Origin of the sequence: Aureimonas sp. Leaf427, assembly GCF_001425485.1 — a bacterium.
Taxonomy (GTDB): Bacteria; Pseudomonadota; Alphaproteobacteria; order Rhizobiales; family Rhizobiaceae; genus Plantimonas.
Genome location: NZ_LMQW01000027.1, coordinates 1 through 16516 on the forward strand (window position 1 = coordinate 1; position 16516 = coordinate 16516).

Below are 16516 nucleotides of genomic sequence, written 5' to 3' on the forward strand. Positions count from 1 at the left end.
GCGTGGTCGTGGCGCTGCCGTGACGAACCTGTCCCATAGAGCCTCCTTCCAATTCGAGGAAAGGATCTCACCATGAAACCCTGGGATTGAACACCTAGATCATTCGCTTTCAATCTGAACCAAACAATCCAGGTATGGATCACGTTCCGTTAACGATTCGCTCGGAAGTGATGGAAGGTCTTACGTTCCCCTCAACGATCAGTGCCTTGGCGGATGATCATCGTAAATTCGTAAAGGCCGTAGTCCTGGAGCAGAGCGACTCTCCGGCCGAATTGGGACAGGCACCAACTCAGAGTTTGGACCGGATCGGCGTAATATAGATTGCTGCGACGTCGTTCTGGATCGCTCGAAAGGCTGAGGACGTTGAAAGCAAAACCGCGTCTAGCAGTGCGGCTGAGAGCCATAATAGTATTTTGGAAATATTTGTCCCATGTATTGAGTGAAACATCACCTCGAACGTTAAAAATACCGCTGGCGACCGCATAATCGACGCTACCTGGTTCGGGTGTTGTTCCAACAACCCAGCGCCGGTCTGCACCCTCGCCATAGAGTTGATGCGCTCGTTCAATCATCTCCGATGCTACGTCGTAGCCTATGAAGTCGCCAGAATGTCCCCTGTCCCGAAGAAAGCGCAGGAAGTCGCCGAATCCGCATCCCAAATCAACGACCGAGGCAGACGGGTCCTCAATCATGCGAAGGAACTGCTGGTGGCGCAAGTCTTGACCGACTTGCCCGTTCCAATCGACGCCCTGAGGGGTAGCGCCATGCTCTGCCAATCGTCCGGCGTAATACGCCGCAACCTTACTTAGCATTTCTGTTTGCTGTTCGCTCACTTTGAGTTGCTCGCAGAGCGGGATCTACGATCCTCGATGTAAGCCGCCACCGTGAGGGGACTCCGAACTGAATAACCAAGAAATTGTGACGTGACACTATCGGTAGGAAAATCATCTCCTAGGAGCGAAGGAAGATCAATCTGTTGGCGCATCAGCGGGATCGTATAAACATGATTGACCGCACGTCTCGGTCTCTGTGTCATGTTGGTGCCACCCGAGTGATAGACCATGCAGTCGAGGACGATGAAAGAGCCACGGGGAGCGGTTACGCGAACCGTATGCTTTCGAACGGTTTCGTCTGACGGGAACGCTTCCAATTTGTGAGATGCAGGTACAATCAAAGTCGATCCATTTTCGAGATCAAAAGCATCAAGGCAAAAAAGAGCGTTTATTGCCAGGGGCCGACTTGATGTGAAGTGCTGGTACGGAAGATCGCGATGGAAAGAAGCTTGATTATAAGTTTCTCCATGCGGAGGATTCACAATTCCATTTTGCTGGTTGAGAATATGATATTCGCCGAGCAGTTCGGCGCAGAGTCGTGTAACTGCACTATTCCGAGCAAGATCTAGGAATCGACGATCATGAGCTAGAAGAGCGCGAACCGTGTAATGCTCGTCGATCGCGCGAAGAGCATCATATCCTCCATGCTGCGCAGCATATTCGTCCCTCACTCTATCGAAGCATGAGGATAAATTATTCAGTTCGTCATCGGAGTAGCCGCCATCGAGCACGGTGAAGCCGACGAGCCTTATGTCTTCTGCCGCACGCGAAATCTCATCCCTTGAGACAATCTGTTCGCGAACGCCATATCGACGGACTGCTTCTATCATCGGTATTCTCCTTAACGGCCGAGCGTATCAGGCCAGCATATGGCCCTGTAATCATCCCCTTCCACACGATTGGCGACCATGCGCTGCCTCGATGGATGCACGGCAATCAACAGAGGACTTGGAGCATCAGGTCGCTTATACACCCTGGCCGATCGGTCAAGTCGCCATGCGGTGGCGGGGTCGTCTACCAATAGCTCGGCCACATAAGACCAAGCCCTCGGAGCATAGGCTCGCATAAGAGCCGCCACTTCGCCGGCCCCGAAGCATGGAAGTGGATTTCCATCAATCTGACTCATTAAGAAATTGTCGAGTTTTTGCCATTCGCGAAGGTATGCAACCCGGTTCCGATGCATGGAGCTTGGATCAACGGTCAGCGAAGGCTGGATTGCCCCGTTCGACTTTCGTGAGAACAGGCAAAGCTGGAAGTCGCCGTCTTCTTCGGGGGTTGGGCTATATCTTATCAGTGTCAGGCCGACATCCTGACCCAACCTTAAGAGGGCTTGGTGTGTTAAGCCGAAGATATGATCTTGGAAGACGAGTTCGAGGTTGGGCCGGTCTGCTCGAGGGCATACGACAGCAACATAGCCGTCTTCGGTTGCCTGCCGAGATAGGCTCCATAAAAACTTAGCCGGATCGTGGGTATGCTCGATCACGTTCACGCTGCACACGAGATCGAAGGGTTTCGATGGAAGCGGAAGATCTTCGGCAAAACTTTCGATGATGGTCAATCCTCGTCTGGACGCTGCTGCAGCGAGTTGCGTCGCTGCCTCCACGCCGACGAGGCGGCCGCCAGGAAGATGTCTGGCGAGCGAATTGAGCAAACTCCCGGAGCCGCACCCTACATCCAGAACGCTTTTCGGCATGTCACTGCCGAGAGCTGCAAGGATGGCGGACCCATAGGCTGAACCTCGCGTTTCTGCGCTCGGATCTTGAGCTATCCCCAGATCGTAGGATCGATCGTACGATGCGCGAACAACTTGCTGAACCGTGGATGCGGCATGGCTGGACGACCCGCAAGACAAACAGGAGGCCTTACGAAGCGGACGGGAGTCGATTCGACCATCGCTCAAAATTGATGGGGGGCCCAGCGTCGGCAGGGCATGCCGTGGCCCGCCGCAGAGAGCACAAGCTGTAAGGCTGCGAACTCCAGCACGATCTTTCGCATCCTTTAACGGCAATATTTCAGGCATCAGCCTGCACCTAGCTTGCTAGTATCGAGCAAGGCGGTCTGGCGCTTAGTCTCGCCGCTATACAATGACTCCCTGTATACCTTACGAACGATCGTGTAAGGTCTAGGTTTTACCTCCAGCAGAATGTTCGCAACGTACGTTCCTAAAATTCCCAGTATCAGCGTATTGATTCCGCCAAAAAATAAAATCGATATGATGATCGAGGTAAATCCGTCAACGCCAACTCCGCCAACTAGATATCTTAAAAAATAGTAAAATATTAAAAGGAACGAGCAAGTCGATAGAAAGAGACCGCTGTATAGAACGTACCGAAGTATCTTTGTAGAATTTGTAGTAATATGTTTAATTGCTAGATCGATTCTATGTCGCTTCGAATATGTCGTCTTCGAATGGGAAAGCTTTTGAATGGTCAGCGGCGACTGTCGGAATCCGGTAATCAACCAAAGATGCGCTATTGCAAAATCCCGGTCTAAGTGTTGAACGAGCGCCGACACATAGTCTTTCACCATCAATCGCGCCGTGACCACATTACGGGGGAGCGGTTCGTCACTGAAGTGGTTCGTGATCGAGAAGAATGCCGCCCCGGTCAAGCGTTCGAAGAGCCGACCGCGTCTGGCGCCCTGGACTCCATAGATAACTTCCGAGCGCGTTCGAATCATTTCATCGTAAAACGATTCAAGCAGCTCCGGCTCTTCTTCGAGATCGGAGTCGATTAGAAAAACAAGATCTCCGGTCGCGTGAGCTAGACCCGTCATCATCGCTTTATGATGACCAAAGTTGCGGGAAAGATCGACGATCACGATACGGTCGTCTGTTTCGAAGAGATTCAGCGCACGTTCTAAGCTGTCATCTGGCGATCCGTCGTTCACCAGAATGATCTCGATGTCGGCGGTGATACGCTCCGCCGCAACGAGACAGCGTTTGCAAAATTCATCGATCGTGGATGCCGATCGATAGAGGGTGGATACGATCGAGAGCCTCACTGGCTGCGTCTCGCGACGTAGTTTAGTGCTTCATCGCCCATGTTCATAAATAGATCGACGATCGATACAGATGGTTCAAAAGAACCCCATAGCTGCCGATAATCAGGGTAGCCCGCATAGTCCATCCAAGCGACTTCGATTCCTTCCGCGTTGAACCTCTCTACATCGAGATAAGCTTTGGCCGCGGGCCCGCTCAGATAGCACGTCGCCCCGCGTGCCTTAGCAAGTGAGAGAAGCCGGGTGGTCGGCTCCATGAGGCGGAGTTCGTCCCGCGGGAGAACATCGGTGCATCGGGTCATCTTGACGGCAAAACCCAGTCTTTCGCAAAATTCCCGCAACAGGTCTTCGTTTACGCGTGAGAGTAAAGGCTTGTGCGCCACCGATCGCATGACCGGGAAGAGCCACCGTGAAGCCGCCTCAAAAGATGCTGCTCGACGATAGGCGTGCTCGATCGAGCGGACATGGGTTTCACACCACGACGGATCCGCTATACGCGTCTCGTCGATCGATTGCTCGTAACGCCCTTTCGCTTCGACGGCGACCGTCAACCAGGCGGGCCCTGTCGATGTCTTGATCCGGTTGCGATTGCGCCAGTCTCGGCGCGTGTATTGCACGCTGTCCAGAAGGATCACCTCGTCAGCACTACGCAAAAGGTCGAAGTATCCACGCCATGGCAGATAGTTGGATTGCGTTATGACGACGGTCTTTGAATGGCGCATCGCTTCAAGCTACCGCGTGCCGTAGTCCGGTATGGACTGCTTCGATCACTCGGTCGGCAGCATCGATGGCCATCCCAGCAAAGAGCGGTAGGCGAAGAAGACCTGAACTGGTGCGATCGGTCACGGGCAATTGTCCTTCCGTACGCCCATAGCGCAACCCGGCCGGGGAGGAGTGGAGCGGAATGTAGTGGAACGGTGCTCCGATGTCCCGCTCGCGCAGGGTTTCGATGAGTCCGTCGCGAGCTGTGCGATCACGTAGAATCAGATAGTACATATGAGCATTATGCTCGCAATGCTGCGGGACAAACGGCCGACGTGCGAGACCGGCGGCTTCCAACCCGGCGAATGCCTGGTGATAGTGCGTCCAAACCACGCGGCGCTCGCTGTTGAAACGTTCGACTTCCTCAAGTTGGGCGAGGAGCACAGCGGCCGTGATCTCACTAGGTAGAAACGACGAACCACAATCCATCCAGGTGTATTTATCGACCTGACCCAGCTTGAATGCCCGACGGTTCGTACCCTTTTCCCAGATCACGAAGGCTCGCTCGGCGAGATCGGGATCGACCACCGCGAGGGCACCACCTTCGCCCGACGTAACATTTTTCGTCTCGTGGAAGCTGAAGCAGCCGAGATCTCCCAGCGCTCCTGCGGGACGTCCCCGGTAGGTTGAAAGCAAGGCCTGGGCAGCATCCTCCACGACCATCAGCCCATGACGGCGAGCCAGTGCGAGAATGGGGTCCATTTCGGCGCACACACCGGCATAGTGGACGACAAAAATTGCTCGTGTCCGTGGGGTTATCGCAGCCTCGATTAGTGTCTCGTCTATGTTCAATGTGTCAGGTCGAATATCGACAAATACCGGAGTCGCGTTGCGCAATACAACTGCATTCGCCGTAGACACAAAGGTGTAAGACGGCATGATGACCTCGTCGCCGGGCTCGAGGTGAGCCAGGATCGCGGCCATTTCAAGCGCAGAGGTGCAGGATTGTGTGAGGAGTGCATCTGCCACGCCAAGACGGTGCTTCAGCCAGGCTTGGCAGCGGCCGGTGAAGGTGCCATTGCCTGAAAAGCCCCGGGTGCCAAAAACCTCCTGCAGGTAATCGAACTCGCGACCGCCGAGGGGGGGGATGTTGAAGGGAACGCGGCTCATGTCATAAGGGCTCGACCTCGGCACGATGCCGTGTCCCCAATAGAAACGCGAGCACTCGGTCGTCAATCAGATAATGCGGCTCGGTGCGCAACTATGGTGGCGCTTCCGCCTACTTCTCCAAAACTCTTTGTGGTGATAACAGGCGCCATTCATAATGACAGCCGCGCCGTTCACGTCGCTCAAGCTCGGAATCGTTCGCGGATGAAACGTCGCTGGTCCTGCTTGACCGTATTTGTGATCGCAATCTTTCTTTACGGGGCAGCCGTCCTCGTCGCCGATGCGTACATCGGGGTTTTTTTTGAAACCAACGACGATGTCGCCTCCATGATGTATGCGCATGGGTTTGGGCTCGGTTACGAGCCGTCCCCCTTGCTCCTATTCTCCAACATCTGGCTGGGTCGGCTCATCCTGTGGATCGGGGCTCCCTTCGACCGATGGAGCTACGGTCTCGTGCTTCTGGGCGCTCAAGTTCTTTCCATGGCAACCATCGCCACGTCGTTGCGTCGTCTGAATGGTATGACGGGATTGACGCTTCTACTCGTTGGAATGGCGGGGCTGCGCGGTTTGATGGCACCTCAATTCACTATCGTGGCCGGCTTTTGCGCAATCGCGGCAGTTTGCCTGCTCCTTGCGTATGCTCGGCGACCGCAGGGCCTCCTGCCGCCGACAGCCGCAGTCTTTGTTCTGTTCGGTTCGCTGATAAGAGCGGAAATGGTCGCGATGGTCCTGCTGGTGGCTATACCATTCCTTTTGCAATGGTCGCTTCTACGTTCTGGTCGCGCATGGGTTGCGGGTCTGGTCGCCGCATCCCTTTACTATCTTGCCGCGTTCGACCATTTTTCGGCACTCGCGAGCCCGGAATGGGAAGACTTTCGAGATCTTAATCTCTTACGGGCAGCCATTACCGATTTCGGGATGGGAAGCGAACTCATCGCCAACGCCCAGGCTCGTTCGGCGGGTGGGTTATCTCTGAATGATGCTCTTTTGCTGTCGAGCTGGTGGTTTCTCGATCCTGGCATGACGAAGCCAGAGGCCTTGCGAGCGGCTATCGCGACCGCAGGAGCACATAGGTCATTTTTATTAAATGCTGATCGTTTGGGTGCGTTGTGGTCGGACTTTTTGGCACCAAGCATGCTTGCAATCTCGGCTTTGGCCATAGCGTTGGCGGCGGTCACGCGCCAAGTCCGCGCGCGTTGGCTTGCCGCGCTCGGTATTTTTCTGCTTTTGGCACTGTTGATTACAGCGGCCGGACGAACGACGATCTCGCGTGTGTATTTCCCGCTTCTTGTCCTGTTAGCCTGCGTGCCTTTGGCTGTTGTACCTGACCGGCGAAGTACAGGTCGTGTCGCTGCCTGGGTAGGCTTGGCCGCGGGCATCGCCACGGTCTTCGGCGTCGGCGCCATGGCGAACACGAAGGCGCGTAACGCAGCGTCGGCGACCGTATCACTCGCGAGCCTCGACTCAGATCGCCTTTATCTCGTGTGGGCTGCCAATCTGCCTTTCGAAGGACTGTATCGGCCGCTCGAACGGCGGGAGGACATGCCGCAACAGCGTTTCTTTGGAATTGGCACACATCAGCGTTCGCCGCTTGCGCTTGCTCATTTCGGGGGCGACATCGACAATCTGCTCGCCGCCTACCGGTCTGCAAGCGGCTTGTCCTTTATCACATGGCCTGGAGCGCGAGATCTCCTCGCTACATATTGTTCAGAAAGGTTGGACAGCCGGCAGGTCGTTATTGAGGAATTGTCGTTGCCGGGTATCTTTGTCGGAACCTACTCATGTCCTCGTTGAGAGAAGACTGCCCCTCAGGGCATCGAAACTAGCGCAGGAGCGGCAACGAGTTTCTCCGGGCCTAGCTGTGGGTGCCGTTGCGCCCACCGCGGCGATGTTCTAGGCGAAAAGTGGAAACCGACTGCGGCGGCTCCGCATCGAAGGAGGCATGTTTGGCAAAGCGGTACTTGATCACTGGAGGAGCGGGCTTCATCGGCTCGGCCGTCACACGCCATCTGATCGAGGCGACGGATCACACATGTCTCGTCGTGGACAAGCTGACATATGCGGGCAATCTCGACTCGCTCGCAAGCGTTGCCGACAATGAACGCTACCACTTCGTGCGTGCCGACATTTGCAACGCGGCGCACATGCGCGCGATTCTAGGTGAATTCGATCCCGATGTGATCATGCATCTGGCGGCCGAAAGCCATGTCGACCGCTCCATCGACGGACCGGGCGAGTTCGTTTTGACGAACGTCGCTGGAACCGTTGCCTTGCTTGAGGCAGCGCTTGCCCATTGGCGTGCGATGAGTGCGGATCGACGTGATCATTTCCGCTTTCACCACATCTCTACCGACGAGGTCTACGGCTCCCTTGGACCGGAGGGGCTGTTCACGGAGACGACGGCCTACGATCCGCGATCGCCTTATTCGGCTTCGAAGGCGGCGTCAGACCACTTCGTTTCTGCCTTCCACCACACCTTCGAACTGCCGACCGTCGTGACCAACTGTTCCAACAATTACGGCCCCTACCATTTTCCCGAGAAGCTGGTTCCTTTGATGATCTTGAATGCGCTGGAAGGAAAGCCGCTGCCGGTTTACGGTGACGGCCGGCAGGTGCGCGACTGGCTCTTCGTTGAAGATCATGCGCGGGCCCTGCTAAGCGTCGCGGAGCGAGGAAGGGTGGGCGAGACCTACAATATCGGTGGGCAGGCAGAGCGTGAGAATATCGAAGTGGTTAGAGCCATCTGCGCGATCGTCGATGATCGCCTCGGAGATCGACGCGGTTTCCGCGAAAGCCTCATCACTCATGTCACGGATCGTCCAGGGCACGACCGCCGCTATGCGATCGATTGCAGCAAGATCAAGAACGAGCTCGGCTGGGGGCCGGCTGTCACCTTCGAGGACGGGCTGACACGCACTATCGATTGGTACATGGCCAACCGGACTTGGTGGGAGCGCGTCCGCTCCGGCGGTTATCGTGGCGAGCGCCTTGGGCTTGCTGACGGTTAAGGCAACCGCTCCCACCCCGCAACGCGGCGACGAATTTCCTGCGCCGGTACGCCGACGGCGACGGCATTGGGCGGGATATCTCGCGTTACCGTCGCTCCACCGCCGATCATAGCCCAGTGACCGATCCGAATGCCCGGGATCGCACATGCTCCCACCCCCATCTCCACGCCCTCCTCGAGGACGACGTTTCCGGCCAGATGAACGCCTGGCGCCAAAGTTGCAAAATCGTCTAGCTGACTGTCGTGACTGACCGTGGCGGCAATGTTGACATGGACATGTGCACCAAGTCGGATGTCGGTCGTCATAACCGCATTCGCACAGACCAAAGTGCCCGGGCCGAGGCTCACATTTTGCCCGATCAAGGCCCGTGGGTGAATGAGCGTCGCGCCTTTCAGGCCTGCTTCGTCCAGCCGGCGGGCCACCTTCCGCCGGGCGGCTGGCGAACCAAGTCCAATGGCGACCTCTGCGCTCGGGTCCTGCCGCGCTTCGGAAAAACCGCGAAGGATCGGGAGGCCGTCCACAACGGCTGGTGCCTCAATACCCGGATCAACGATAAAGGCCACTGGTTCGATCTGGTTGCCGGCCTGCGTCAGTTCTCGGATGATCTGCAGCATCTCTCGTCCGGAGCCACCGCAGCCGAAGATGAAAATTCGACGCATTGTGAACAGACTCAGCCGATCATTTCTGAGACGTTGCCGGGACGCGAGCCTGACTCCGCTCCCTCCTCGACCACTTGCCGAAGGTACTGTCCATAGGGGCTGCGGCCGAAACGGTCCGCCAGAGCGAGAAATTCCCCCTCATTGATAAAGCCCATCCGGAACGCGATCTCCTCGGGGCAGGAGATTTTGACAGCTTGCCGTTTCTCCAAGGATTGGACGAAAGCTGAAGCCTCCAGCAGCGCATCCGGCGTACCGGTGTCGAGCCAAGCGAAGCCGCGGCCCAACCGCTCGACATTTAGGCGTCCCATTTCCAGATAACGACGGTTGACATCGGTGATTTCGAGCTCGCCACGCGCGGAAGGCTTCAGCGAACGCGCGATTTCGATCACTTCCGGACCGTAATGGTACAGCCCCGTCACCGCCCAGCGGGATCGAGGACGGGCAGGCTTCTCCTCGATCGATATTGCGCGTCCTTCGCCACTAAACTCCACGACGCCGTACCGCTCGGGGTCGGACACGTGGTAGGCAAACACCGTCGCGCCATCCCGTTGTGCAGAAGTGCGTTGGAGGATGGCCGCCAGACGATGCCCGTAAAAGACATTATCGCCCAGGATCAGCCAGGACGGATCCGTTCCGACGAAATCCGCGCCAAGAATATAGGCTTGTGCCAGTCCCTCCGGGCTCGGCTGCTCAACATACGAAAGAGACAGGCCCCATGAGTGTCCATCGCCCAGCAGCTGCTTGAAACGCGGCAAGTCGTTTGGAGTCGAAATGATCAATATTTCTCGAATGCCGGCAAGCATCAATGCCGACAACGGATAGTATATCATCGGCTTGTCGTAGATCGGCATCAGCTGTTTTGACGTTACAAGCGTCATGGGGTGCAAACGCGTACCACTGCCACCGGCGAGAATAATGCCCTTCATTGTTTGCCGTCCCATTTTCGAACCTGTCGATGTCCGTTGCAATAAGCTGTCTGTGTGAAGGTGGCATGCGCCTCTTGGCAAGCCAGTCCAAGGCGGATAACACGCGTAGGTCCTGCTCGAGAAGCACAAGTTTGATCGGTTATCGAGGGTAGCTTCCTCGAGCAGGCGGTTGTGGCGAAGGAGCTGAAGCGAGAGCCAGAAAGGCTGCGAATCATGACGAGCTTTGCGCCGAAACCGGAGCTAGACGATGACGTACGCTATGCGGACCTCGCAATCTACGACGATGTTTTACCCTCGCCGGCCTCACCGTTCCGAACGCTGGAGTACGAACACTACCTATCGTTTTTTCGATCGTCCGTTGTCGTGTCACTCGAAGCATGGCATTTCGATTTTGCGCATCGAGGTATGGGCGATCTGAAGGCTCAGCTTCCTATCGCCGAAACGTTGAAGTCGCGAATCCTCGCTTTCGACAAGGCGGCAAACCTCGTGCCTCGCCTTGCCTATGTAACCTTTCTCGGCAATGCTCAGCGGCTGCTTCCTCATTTCGAACAGCGTCGCATTCCCTTTGTCCTTCAGCTATATCCCGGAGGTGCATTCGAACCCTACGTTAGATTGAGTGATGAACATTTGCGCAAGGTGGTCCACTCCCCCCTTTGCCGCCGCATCATAACGACCCAAACGATAACGTCGGAATATTTGGTCGATAAGACTGATTGCGATCCGTCGAAGATCGAATTCATCTACGGTGGCGTGTTCAACAGCCGCGTCGATTTTATCTTCGACCGTGACAAGAAACTCTACGGACGCGACAAAGAGACGATCGACATATGCTTCGTGGCCCACCGTTACAGCGACGATTTCACTCAGAAGGGGTATGATCAGTTTGTTGAAATCGCTCGTGCTCTCGCGACGGATGAGCGGTTCCGCTTTCATGTCGTTGGAGACTACACGCCTCAAGATATTCCCTTGGGGCAGGCTGAAGCGCTGATAACGTTTTACGGTGCACAAAAAAGTAAATTTTTCGATACGTTCTATCCGAATATGGACATCATTCTGTCACCCAATCACCCAGCCGGTGCCGGGCGAGGTGCTTTCGACGGATTTCCCACTGGAAGCTGCATGGAGGCGGGATTTCGCGGTGTCGTGAACTTCATTACGGACCCACTTGCGCTCAATGCCGCCTTTTACGACGGCGAAGATATCATGATTATCAATCGCGATGTCGAGCAAACAATCGCTCGGATACGCGCCTTGGTTGCCGATCCAGGTCGTCTCTATACTTTGGCGCGAGCAAACGAACTCGCGTTCCGGCGTGTTTTCGACATTGATAGGCAACTGAAATCGCGAACGGGAGTGATCGTGGACGAGTTACTCCGGGACGAATGTCTCGTGGTTCGCCCGAGCGCGCTGATGAGCAGCTTGGACACGGCGGAAGTCGTCGCTGCTCGCATGGCGGCAGATCATGCCCGACAAACCATCGAGCAACTGACCTCGCTTTTGAACGAGTCCAATCGATATGGCGAGGAGAGACACGACAACCTCTTCCGGGAGTATGAGAAATTATCTTTATTCTATGAGAGCTGGTCAAAAAATAATCCTTCTCAAACAGAAATTAACCATCCCCGAAAAAAATCTTTAACACTGCGTTCGGCTTTTTTGTCTTTTACTTCCCGGATTCTGCGCCGCCTGCTCCGAATTCTTTCAAGAGATCTGAAATAAAACTGATAATATTTATTTCAAATGGTGAAAAATAAGATGATGCCGAATTCGTATGCTGTAATTTTGATTTGTCGCGAAATCGATGGATTTGAGCACAATTCCGTTTTTGCGAATGAAATTGCAAGTGCTCTTATCGAGTTCGATATTTCCTCAAAAATTTATGATTACAGGACCCATCCCAGGCTCGTAAAAGACGCTCTCCAGGACGAGAGGTGTGTGTTCTTTATCTGCTTCAATGGTTTTGGATCTGAGCTTTCGTTGGCAAATGACGAAATTGGACAATTGAATTCTGTTTTCCAGAAATTCAATAAACCTCTGTTTGATGTGATGCATGACTGTCCTACAAACGAGACACTTTCGCATCAGATGCTTCTGAACTATCCTCAGCGATATGTATTGTCGACGGACTACGGTTACGTGCATGAAGCGCATGAACTCAACATTCACAATGTTCGCTTTGTCCCGTCCATCACATTTCCTAAAACTCAGCCTGATGTGGTGAGCGATGTCGGAAGGCGTTCAATACGTTGGCTGCTTCCTATTCAGCTTCCTCCACCATCCCTAGTAAAAGCTCGCCTTGCAGTCTATCGCAGTTATCGAGCGCGGATACTTAAAAACATATTTGAAGCTGTATCGGATGCCTGTATTGCCGACCTCTGTCTTGATCCGCGGGTGGAAACACGCCGAGCTTGTCGTGAGGTTGGGCTACTTTTCGACGCTTTCAATGCAGACCATCGTTTTCTACTTACCGCTATCGCAGATCTTGTTAAATTCGAGCGCCGTCGTAATCTTTTGCAGGGCCTCGCTGGCCTTCCAATTACTATTCTTACGACAGCCTCGATGGAAGATACGAGTCATGGCGGATTTGAATATCTACCGGCTCGAAATTTTGGAGAACTTCTTGCTGCAATGGCGAATTCCGACGGAGTGATTTGTCCGCTACCGCACCATACTGGCTTTCATGAGCGCGCCCTGGGCGCTTTCTCCGTCGGAGCGGCCGTGCTGGCTGCCCCAAACGCAGTACTGGAAAGCGAATTCGTCGATGGTCGAGACTTTTTGAGCTATAGCCGCGTTGAAGAACTGGCTGAAATGCTAGGACGTCTTTCCGATGAACCGCAAGTCTTATCAGAAATTGCAGAGAGGGGGCATTCCAGGGCACATCAGCGGTTTTCGCCCAAACGCCTTGTGGAAGCCATCTTATCGCTAGCGCGAGTATTTCGTTGAAATGAGAAAGTAAACGCTAAATTATGTCTTCTGACTTATTATATTAGCTTTAGACATTCAATTCCTAATAAGCCCTCTAGAGCCTGTTAGCGGCTGCTCCCGACTCTATGTCGATCGCTTTTCCGCTGGAGGAGAGCGAGATGCTGACGGATCAACAATGGGCTGTGCTGGAGCCGCTGATCGAGATCTGCCGCCCGCATGCCAAGGTCCCAAGCCCGCATCTGCGGCGCACGATCGAGGCCATCCTCTGGCGCCATCAGAACGGGGCGAAGTGGCGGTCCGTGCCGGCTGAATTCGGACCCTGGTGGATGGCAGCGCAGACCTTCATCCGCTGGTCGCGGCTGGGAGCCTGGGAAAGGCTGCTGGCCCTGGTCCAGGAGAACGGCATCAAGTTCGGCATGACCTTTCTCGACGGCACCAACATCCGAGCCCATCAAAAGGCGGCAGGCGCCAGTCGAAAGGGGGGTCTGCGAAAGAGCGAGATGATCGTGAAGCGCTTGGCCGATCTCGTGGAGGCTATGGGACCAAGGCTTGCGTGATGGCCGACGGCGCAGGACACGCCATCGCCTTTCGTCTGGCGCCAGGACAGGCGCACGAACTGCCGCACGCCGTTCCACTTCTCGATCGTCTGTCGGACGTGCCCAAGTGGGTCGTGGCGGATCGCGGCTACACCAGCCACGCTTTCCGCCAGCACATCTGGGACATGGGATCGCGTCCCGCCATTCCGCCGCTGCGGCACGAGGCGCCGGTCGCTTGCCCGAACTGGATCTACAACAACCGCAACAAGGTCGAGCGCCTCCGGGCGCGGCTGAAGGAATGGCGCGCCGTCGCCACCCGATACGAGAAAACCACCGCCAGCTTCCTCGGCGTCCTATGCCTCGCCGCCGCTCTCGACTGGCTCAAGCGCTAACAGACCTTAGGGAATCAGTTTTTGAGGTAGCAATGGACTCGTGTAAATTTCGAGCGCTTCGATGGCTTGACATCGGGGGTGGGTCGGCTGACAGGAATTCTCGCCGACTTCGGAGCACGCCTTCTTAGTGGCAGTTTGAACGTTGAGCCATCGAGCGGGAAAGCAATGATCGAAATTCATGGGACAGACGGGTCAGTCGAGCCGGCAATTTCAGGCGCTGTAACGCCGCCGGTGCTGATGATGCCTTTACTGCCGATGATCGACGTTTTGTTACCCTTTTTTAGGGAAATCGACGAACGCCACGTGTATTCGAATGATGGTCCGCTAAATCGTCGCTTCTCCGCCGAATTTGCGGGATTGCTACAGTCTCGTCTTTCCGATCCGGCAACTCTACACGTCGCTACCATATCGAATGGTACGACAGCAATCGAGCTTTCTCTGCGTTTGCGCGCTAAGCCGGGGCGCTTCGTCCTGATGCCGGCCTATACCTTCATCGCCACAGCGCATGCCGTAGCAAATGCGGGCTATGAGCCTTGGTTGACGGATGTCGATCCCGTCAGTTGGGCCCTGACGCCTGTGATTGCCGAGGCGATACTTCCGCAATTGACCGAACCGCCGGCGGCAGTGGTTGCCGTAAGCCCGTTTGGCGCGCCGGTCGATCAGGCCGCGTGGAACGCATTCGAGGATCGAACCGGTATTCCGGTCGTATTAGACATGGCTGCAGCGGCGCTGTCGCTCGATGCGGTCGGGCGTGTTCCGGCTTGCGTCAGTCTCCACGCAACGAAAATGCTGGGGATTGGGGAGGGGGGCGCCATCGTTTCGGAGGATGCGGACTTCATCGCTGCCGCCCGTAGCGCCGCCTCCTTCGGGTTTGTACCTGGCACTCGTACGGCCGCTCGCCACGGGGGAAACTATCGTATCTCCGAATATGCCGCGGCCGTCGGCTTGGCCGCTCTGGCGCAAGCTACCGCGAAGGAAGCTCGGCTAAAGGCCATCGCGCTGGCCTATCGTCGCCATCTGGGAAATGTGCCGGTGGATTGGCATGCAGGTTTCGGGGAAGAGTGGGTCTCGATGACGATCAACATCGGCCTTCCCGTAGATTGCGTCGATACGGTGATTGCCGCACTTGAAACTCGCAACGTGCCCTGGCGGCGCTGGTGGTCGCTCGGCTGCCATACCCATGCCCCCTTCGCCCACGCACCGCGCGACCGGCTCGACGTGACAGAAGATCTCGGCCGTCGTGTCATCGGGCTGCCGTTCCATGAATTTTTGACAGAGGGTCAGGTTCGGCTCGTATCCGATACGGTTCGGAGTGCTCTTGCATGAGCGGCGGTGAGCCTCTCGTCTCGTTTGTCGTTTTGTCCTACAATTACCGTCACTATATCGGCCAGACGATACCGATACGGTTCGGAGTGCTCTTGCATGAGCGGCGGTGAGCCTCTCGTCTCGTTTGTCGTTTTGTCCTACAATTACCGTCACTATATCGGCCAGACGATCGACAGCATCCTTTCGCAGACGGTGCAGGACTTCGAGATCGTCGTGATCGACGACGGCTCGTCCGACGGTTCGGTGGACTTCCTGCGCTCTCTTGCCGATCCGCGGATCGTGGTGATCGAGAACGAGACCAACCTCGGCGGTTCGGCCTCGTTCAACCGAGCCTTTGCCGCTTCGCGTGGGCGCTTCATCGCGAATGTAGACTCCGACGACTGGATCGCGCCCAACCGCACCGYCCTGCAACTTCGGCTTTTCGAGGCGCGGCCCGACGTCGACATCGTGGGCACCCATGTTCGGTTCATGGATGCAAAAGGGCAGGGGCATCCCCGGGCCTTCGAACTCGAACCCTATCTCAATCACGACTGGGCGCCCAACAAGCCGGAATCCTGGGTGGTCGAGAATCGGCTCTGCAGATCCTCCACCATGGTGCGGCGCCGTTTCCACGAGACCTACGGACTCTACGATCCCGACATGGTCTATGCACCCGATTTCGAGGTCTGGACGCGGGCGCTGCGCCACGGGCGGCGCTTTGCGCTGGTGGAGGAACCGCTGACCTTCTACCGGCTGCACGACAAGGGAGTAACGCATGCCAATGCGCGCGGCACGCTGGTCGAGATCGCCTATCTTATGGGGCGCAACCTCATCCCACTCGCCCACGAGGTAGGAGTTCCAACCGTCGTCTCGCGCATCAAGGACTGGCTCTGGCAGCATCCAAGCTTCCCCGTCCTGACCGCGCGCGAGCGTCTCGCTCTTCTGGCGCTCGTTCTGGCGAAGGCCCCCATGGAACGGTTCAAGGACTTCCACGATCTCCTGAATGGCCCTCCCCAGCCAGACCTCGAAGCCGCCGGAGCCAATCTGCTCGCCCTGTGCGATG

Annotated in this window: 15 protein-coding genes; 7 read left to right on the forward strand and 8 right to left on the reverse strand. The window is 56.0% G+C overall.

The window, feature by feature from the left end; all coding sequences use genetic code 11:
* Nucleotides 1-191: 191 nt before the first annotated feature.
* The 6 genes from ASG62_RS25705 to rffA are packed head-to-tail and all read right to left on the reverse strand — an operon-like array spanning nucleotide 192 to nucleotide 5705.
* Entirely contained in the window at nucleotides 192-833 is a 642-nt protein-coding gene (locus ASG62_RS25705; RefSeq protein ID WP_156382187.1) for a class I SAM-dependent methyltransferase, read from the reverse strand.
* Nucleotides 830-1663: a phytanoyl-CoA dioxygenase family protein gene (locus ASG62_RS25710; protein ID WP_082537468.1), complete on the reverse strand. Its 834-nt coding sequence runs from the start codon at nucleotides 1661-1663 to the stop codon at nucleotides 830-832. Before ASG62_RS25710 ends, ASG62_RS25705 begins: the two co-directional genes overlap by 4 nt.
* A gap of 11 nt (nucleotides 1664-1674) precedes the next feature.
* The gene (locus ASG62_RS25715; protein WP_082537467.1) at nucleotides 1675-2853 is read right to left on the reverse strand and encodes a class I SAM-dependent methyltransferase; all 1179 of its coding nucleotides are present in this window, start codon (nucleotides 2851-2853) and stop codon (nucleotides 1675-1677) included.
* Nucleotides 2853-3836, reverse strand: coding sequence for a glycosyltransferase family 2 protein (locus tag ASG62_RS15695; protein WP_056698864.1), 984 nt, complete (start codon nucleotides 3834-3836; stop codon nucleotides 2853-2855). Before ASG62_RS15695 ends, ASG62_RS25715 begins: the two co-directional genes overlap by 1 nt.
* Complete coding sequence (locus ASG62_RS15700; protein ID WP_056698861.1) at nucleotides 3833-4555, reverse strand: WbqC family protein; 723 nt, start codon at nucleotides 4553-4555, stop codon at nucleotides 3833-3835. The genes ASG62_RS15695 and ASG62_RS15700 overlap by 4 nt, the downstream gene beginning before the upstream one ends.
* 4 nt (nucleotides 4556-4559) lie before the next feature.
* Complete coding sequence (gene rffA, locus ASG62_RS15705; protein ID WP_056698858.1) at nucleotides 4560-5705, reverse strand: dTDP-4-amino-4,6-dideoxygalactose transaminase; 1146 nt, start codon at nucleotides 5703-5705, stop codon at nucleotides 4560-4562.
* 201 nt (nucleotides 5706-5906) lie between these two features.
* On the opposite strand from rffA, the gene ASG62_RS15710 reads away from it, so the two are divergent.
* Both ASG62_RS15710 and rfbB read left to right on the forward strand, forming a co-directional pair.
* Nucleotides 5907-7496, forward strand: coding sequence for a hypothetical protein (locus ASG62_RS15710; protein WP_057180490.1), 1590 nt, complete (start codon nucleotides 5907-5909; stop codon nucleotides 7494-7496).
* Between the two features lie 152 nt (nucleotides 7497-7648).
* Nucleotides 7649-8710, forward strand: coding sequence for a dTDP-glucose 4,6-dehydratase (rfbB, locus tag ASG62_RS15715; RefSeq protein WP_056698853.1), 1062 nt, complete (start codon nucleotides 7649-7651; stop codon nucleotides 8708-8710).
* Here rfbB and ASG62_RS15720 read toward each other — a convergent pair.
* Together ASG62_RS15720 and rfbA are read right to left on the reverse strand one after the other, a co-directional pair.
* Entirely contained in the window at nucleotides 8707-9369 is a 663-nt protein-coding gene (locus ASG62_RS15720) for an acetyltransferase (RefSeq protein WP_056698850.1), read from the reverse strand. The genes rfbB and ASG62_RS15720 overlap by 4 nt on opposite strands.
* An 11-nt stretch (nucleotides 9370-9380) precedes the next feature.
* Nucleotides 9381-10295 carry a glucose-1-phosphate thymidylyltransferase RfbA gene (gene rfbA, locus ASG62_RS15725; RefSeq protein WP_056698848.1) on the reverse strand — a complete coding sequence of 305 codons (915 nt, stop codon included), beginning with the start codon at nucleotides 10293-10295 and terminating at the stop codon, nucleotides 9381-9383.
* A gap of 213 nt (nucleotides 10296-10508) precedes the next feature.
* Here rfbA and ASG62_RS15730 point away from each other — a divergent pair, with 213 nt between their 5' ends.
* The 5 genes from ASG62_RS15730 to ASG62_RS15750 all read left to right on the forward strand — a co-directional run.
* A complete protein-coding gene (locus ASG62_RS15730) occupies nucleotides 10509-12014 on the forward strand; it encodes a glycosyltransferase family 4 protein (RefSeq protein WP_056698846.1) in 1506 nt (501 codons plus the stop codon).
* Between the two features lie 36 nt (nucleotides 12015-12050).
* Nucleotides 12051-13238 carry a glycosyltransferase gene (locus tag ASG62_RS25720; protein ID WP_162246052.1) on the forward strand — a complete coding sequence of 396 codons (1188 nt, stop codon included), beginning with the start codon at nucleotides 12051-12053 and terminating at the stop codon, nucleotides 13236-13238.
* Nucleotides 13239-13378: 140 nt separating this feature from the next.
* A protein-coding gene (locus ASG62_RS15740; RefSeq protein ID WP_156382188.1) for an IS5 family transposase occupies nucleotides 13379-14148 on the forward strand; the annotation gives its coding sequence in 2 pieces (ribosomal slippage) (nucleotides 13379-13694 and nucleotides 13694-14148; 771 coding nt in all).
* A 165-nt stretch (nucleotides 14149-14313) separates the two neighbouring features.
* Nucleotides 14314-15474, forward strand: a complete 1161-nt coding sequence (locus ASG62_RS15745; protein ID WP_082537465.1) for a DegT/DnrJ/EryC1/StrS family aminotransferase — start codon at nucleotides 14314-14316, stop codon at nucleotides 15472-15474.
* Nucleotides 15475-15570: 96 nt separating this feature from the next.
* Nucleotides 15571-16516: glycosyltransferase (locus ASG62_RS15750; RefSeq protein ID WP_057180494.1), on the forward strand; the 946-nt coding region annotated here is incomplete at its 3' end.

Bases quoted from the DNA above. Each gene is read 5' to 3' on its own strand.
- ASG62_RS25710 (WP_082537468.1), bottom strand. From the start codon at position 1,663: ATGATAGAAGCAGTCCGTCGATATGGCGTTCGCGAACAGATTGTCTCA.
- ASG62_RS15700 (WP_056698861.1), bottom strand. From the start codon at position 4,555: ATGCGCCATTCAAAGACCGTCGTCATAACGCAATCCAACTATCTGCCA.
- ASG62_RS25720 (WP_162246052.1), top strand. From the start codon at position 12,051: ATGATGCCGAATTCGTATGCTGTAATTTTGATTTGTCGCGAAATCGAT.
- ASG62_RS15710 (WP_057180490.1), top strand. From the start codon at position 5,907: ATGAAACGTCGCTGGTCCTGCTTGACCGTATTTGTGATCGCAATCTTT.
- ASG62_RS25715 (WP_082537467.1), bottom strand. From the start codon at position 2,853: ATGCCTGAAATATTGCCGTTAAAGGATGCGAAAGATCGTGCTGGAGTT.
- ASG62_RS15745 (WP_082537465.1), top strand. From the start codon at position 14,314: ATGATCGAAATTCATGGGACAGACGGGTCAGTCGAGCCGGCAATTTCA.
- ASG62_RS15730 (WP_056698846.1), top strand. From the start codon at position 10,509: ATGACGAGCTTTGCGCCGAAACCGGAGCTAGACGATGACGTACGCTAT.
- rffA (WP_056698858.1), bottom strand. From the start codon at position 5,705: ATGAGCCGCGTTCCCTTCAACATCCCCCCCCTCGGCGGTCGCGAGTTC.
- ASG62_RS15720 (WP_056698850.1), bottom strand. From the start codon at position 9,369: ATGCGTCGAATTTTCATCTTCGGCTGCGGTGGCTCCGGACGAGAGATG.
- rfbA (WP_056698848.1), bottom strand. From the start codon at position 10,295: ATGAAGGGCATTATTCTCGCCGGTGGCAGTGGTACGCGTTTGCACCCC.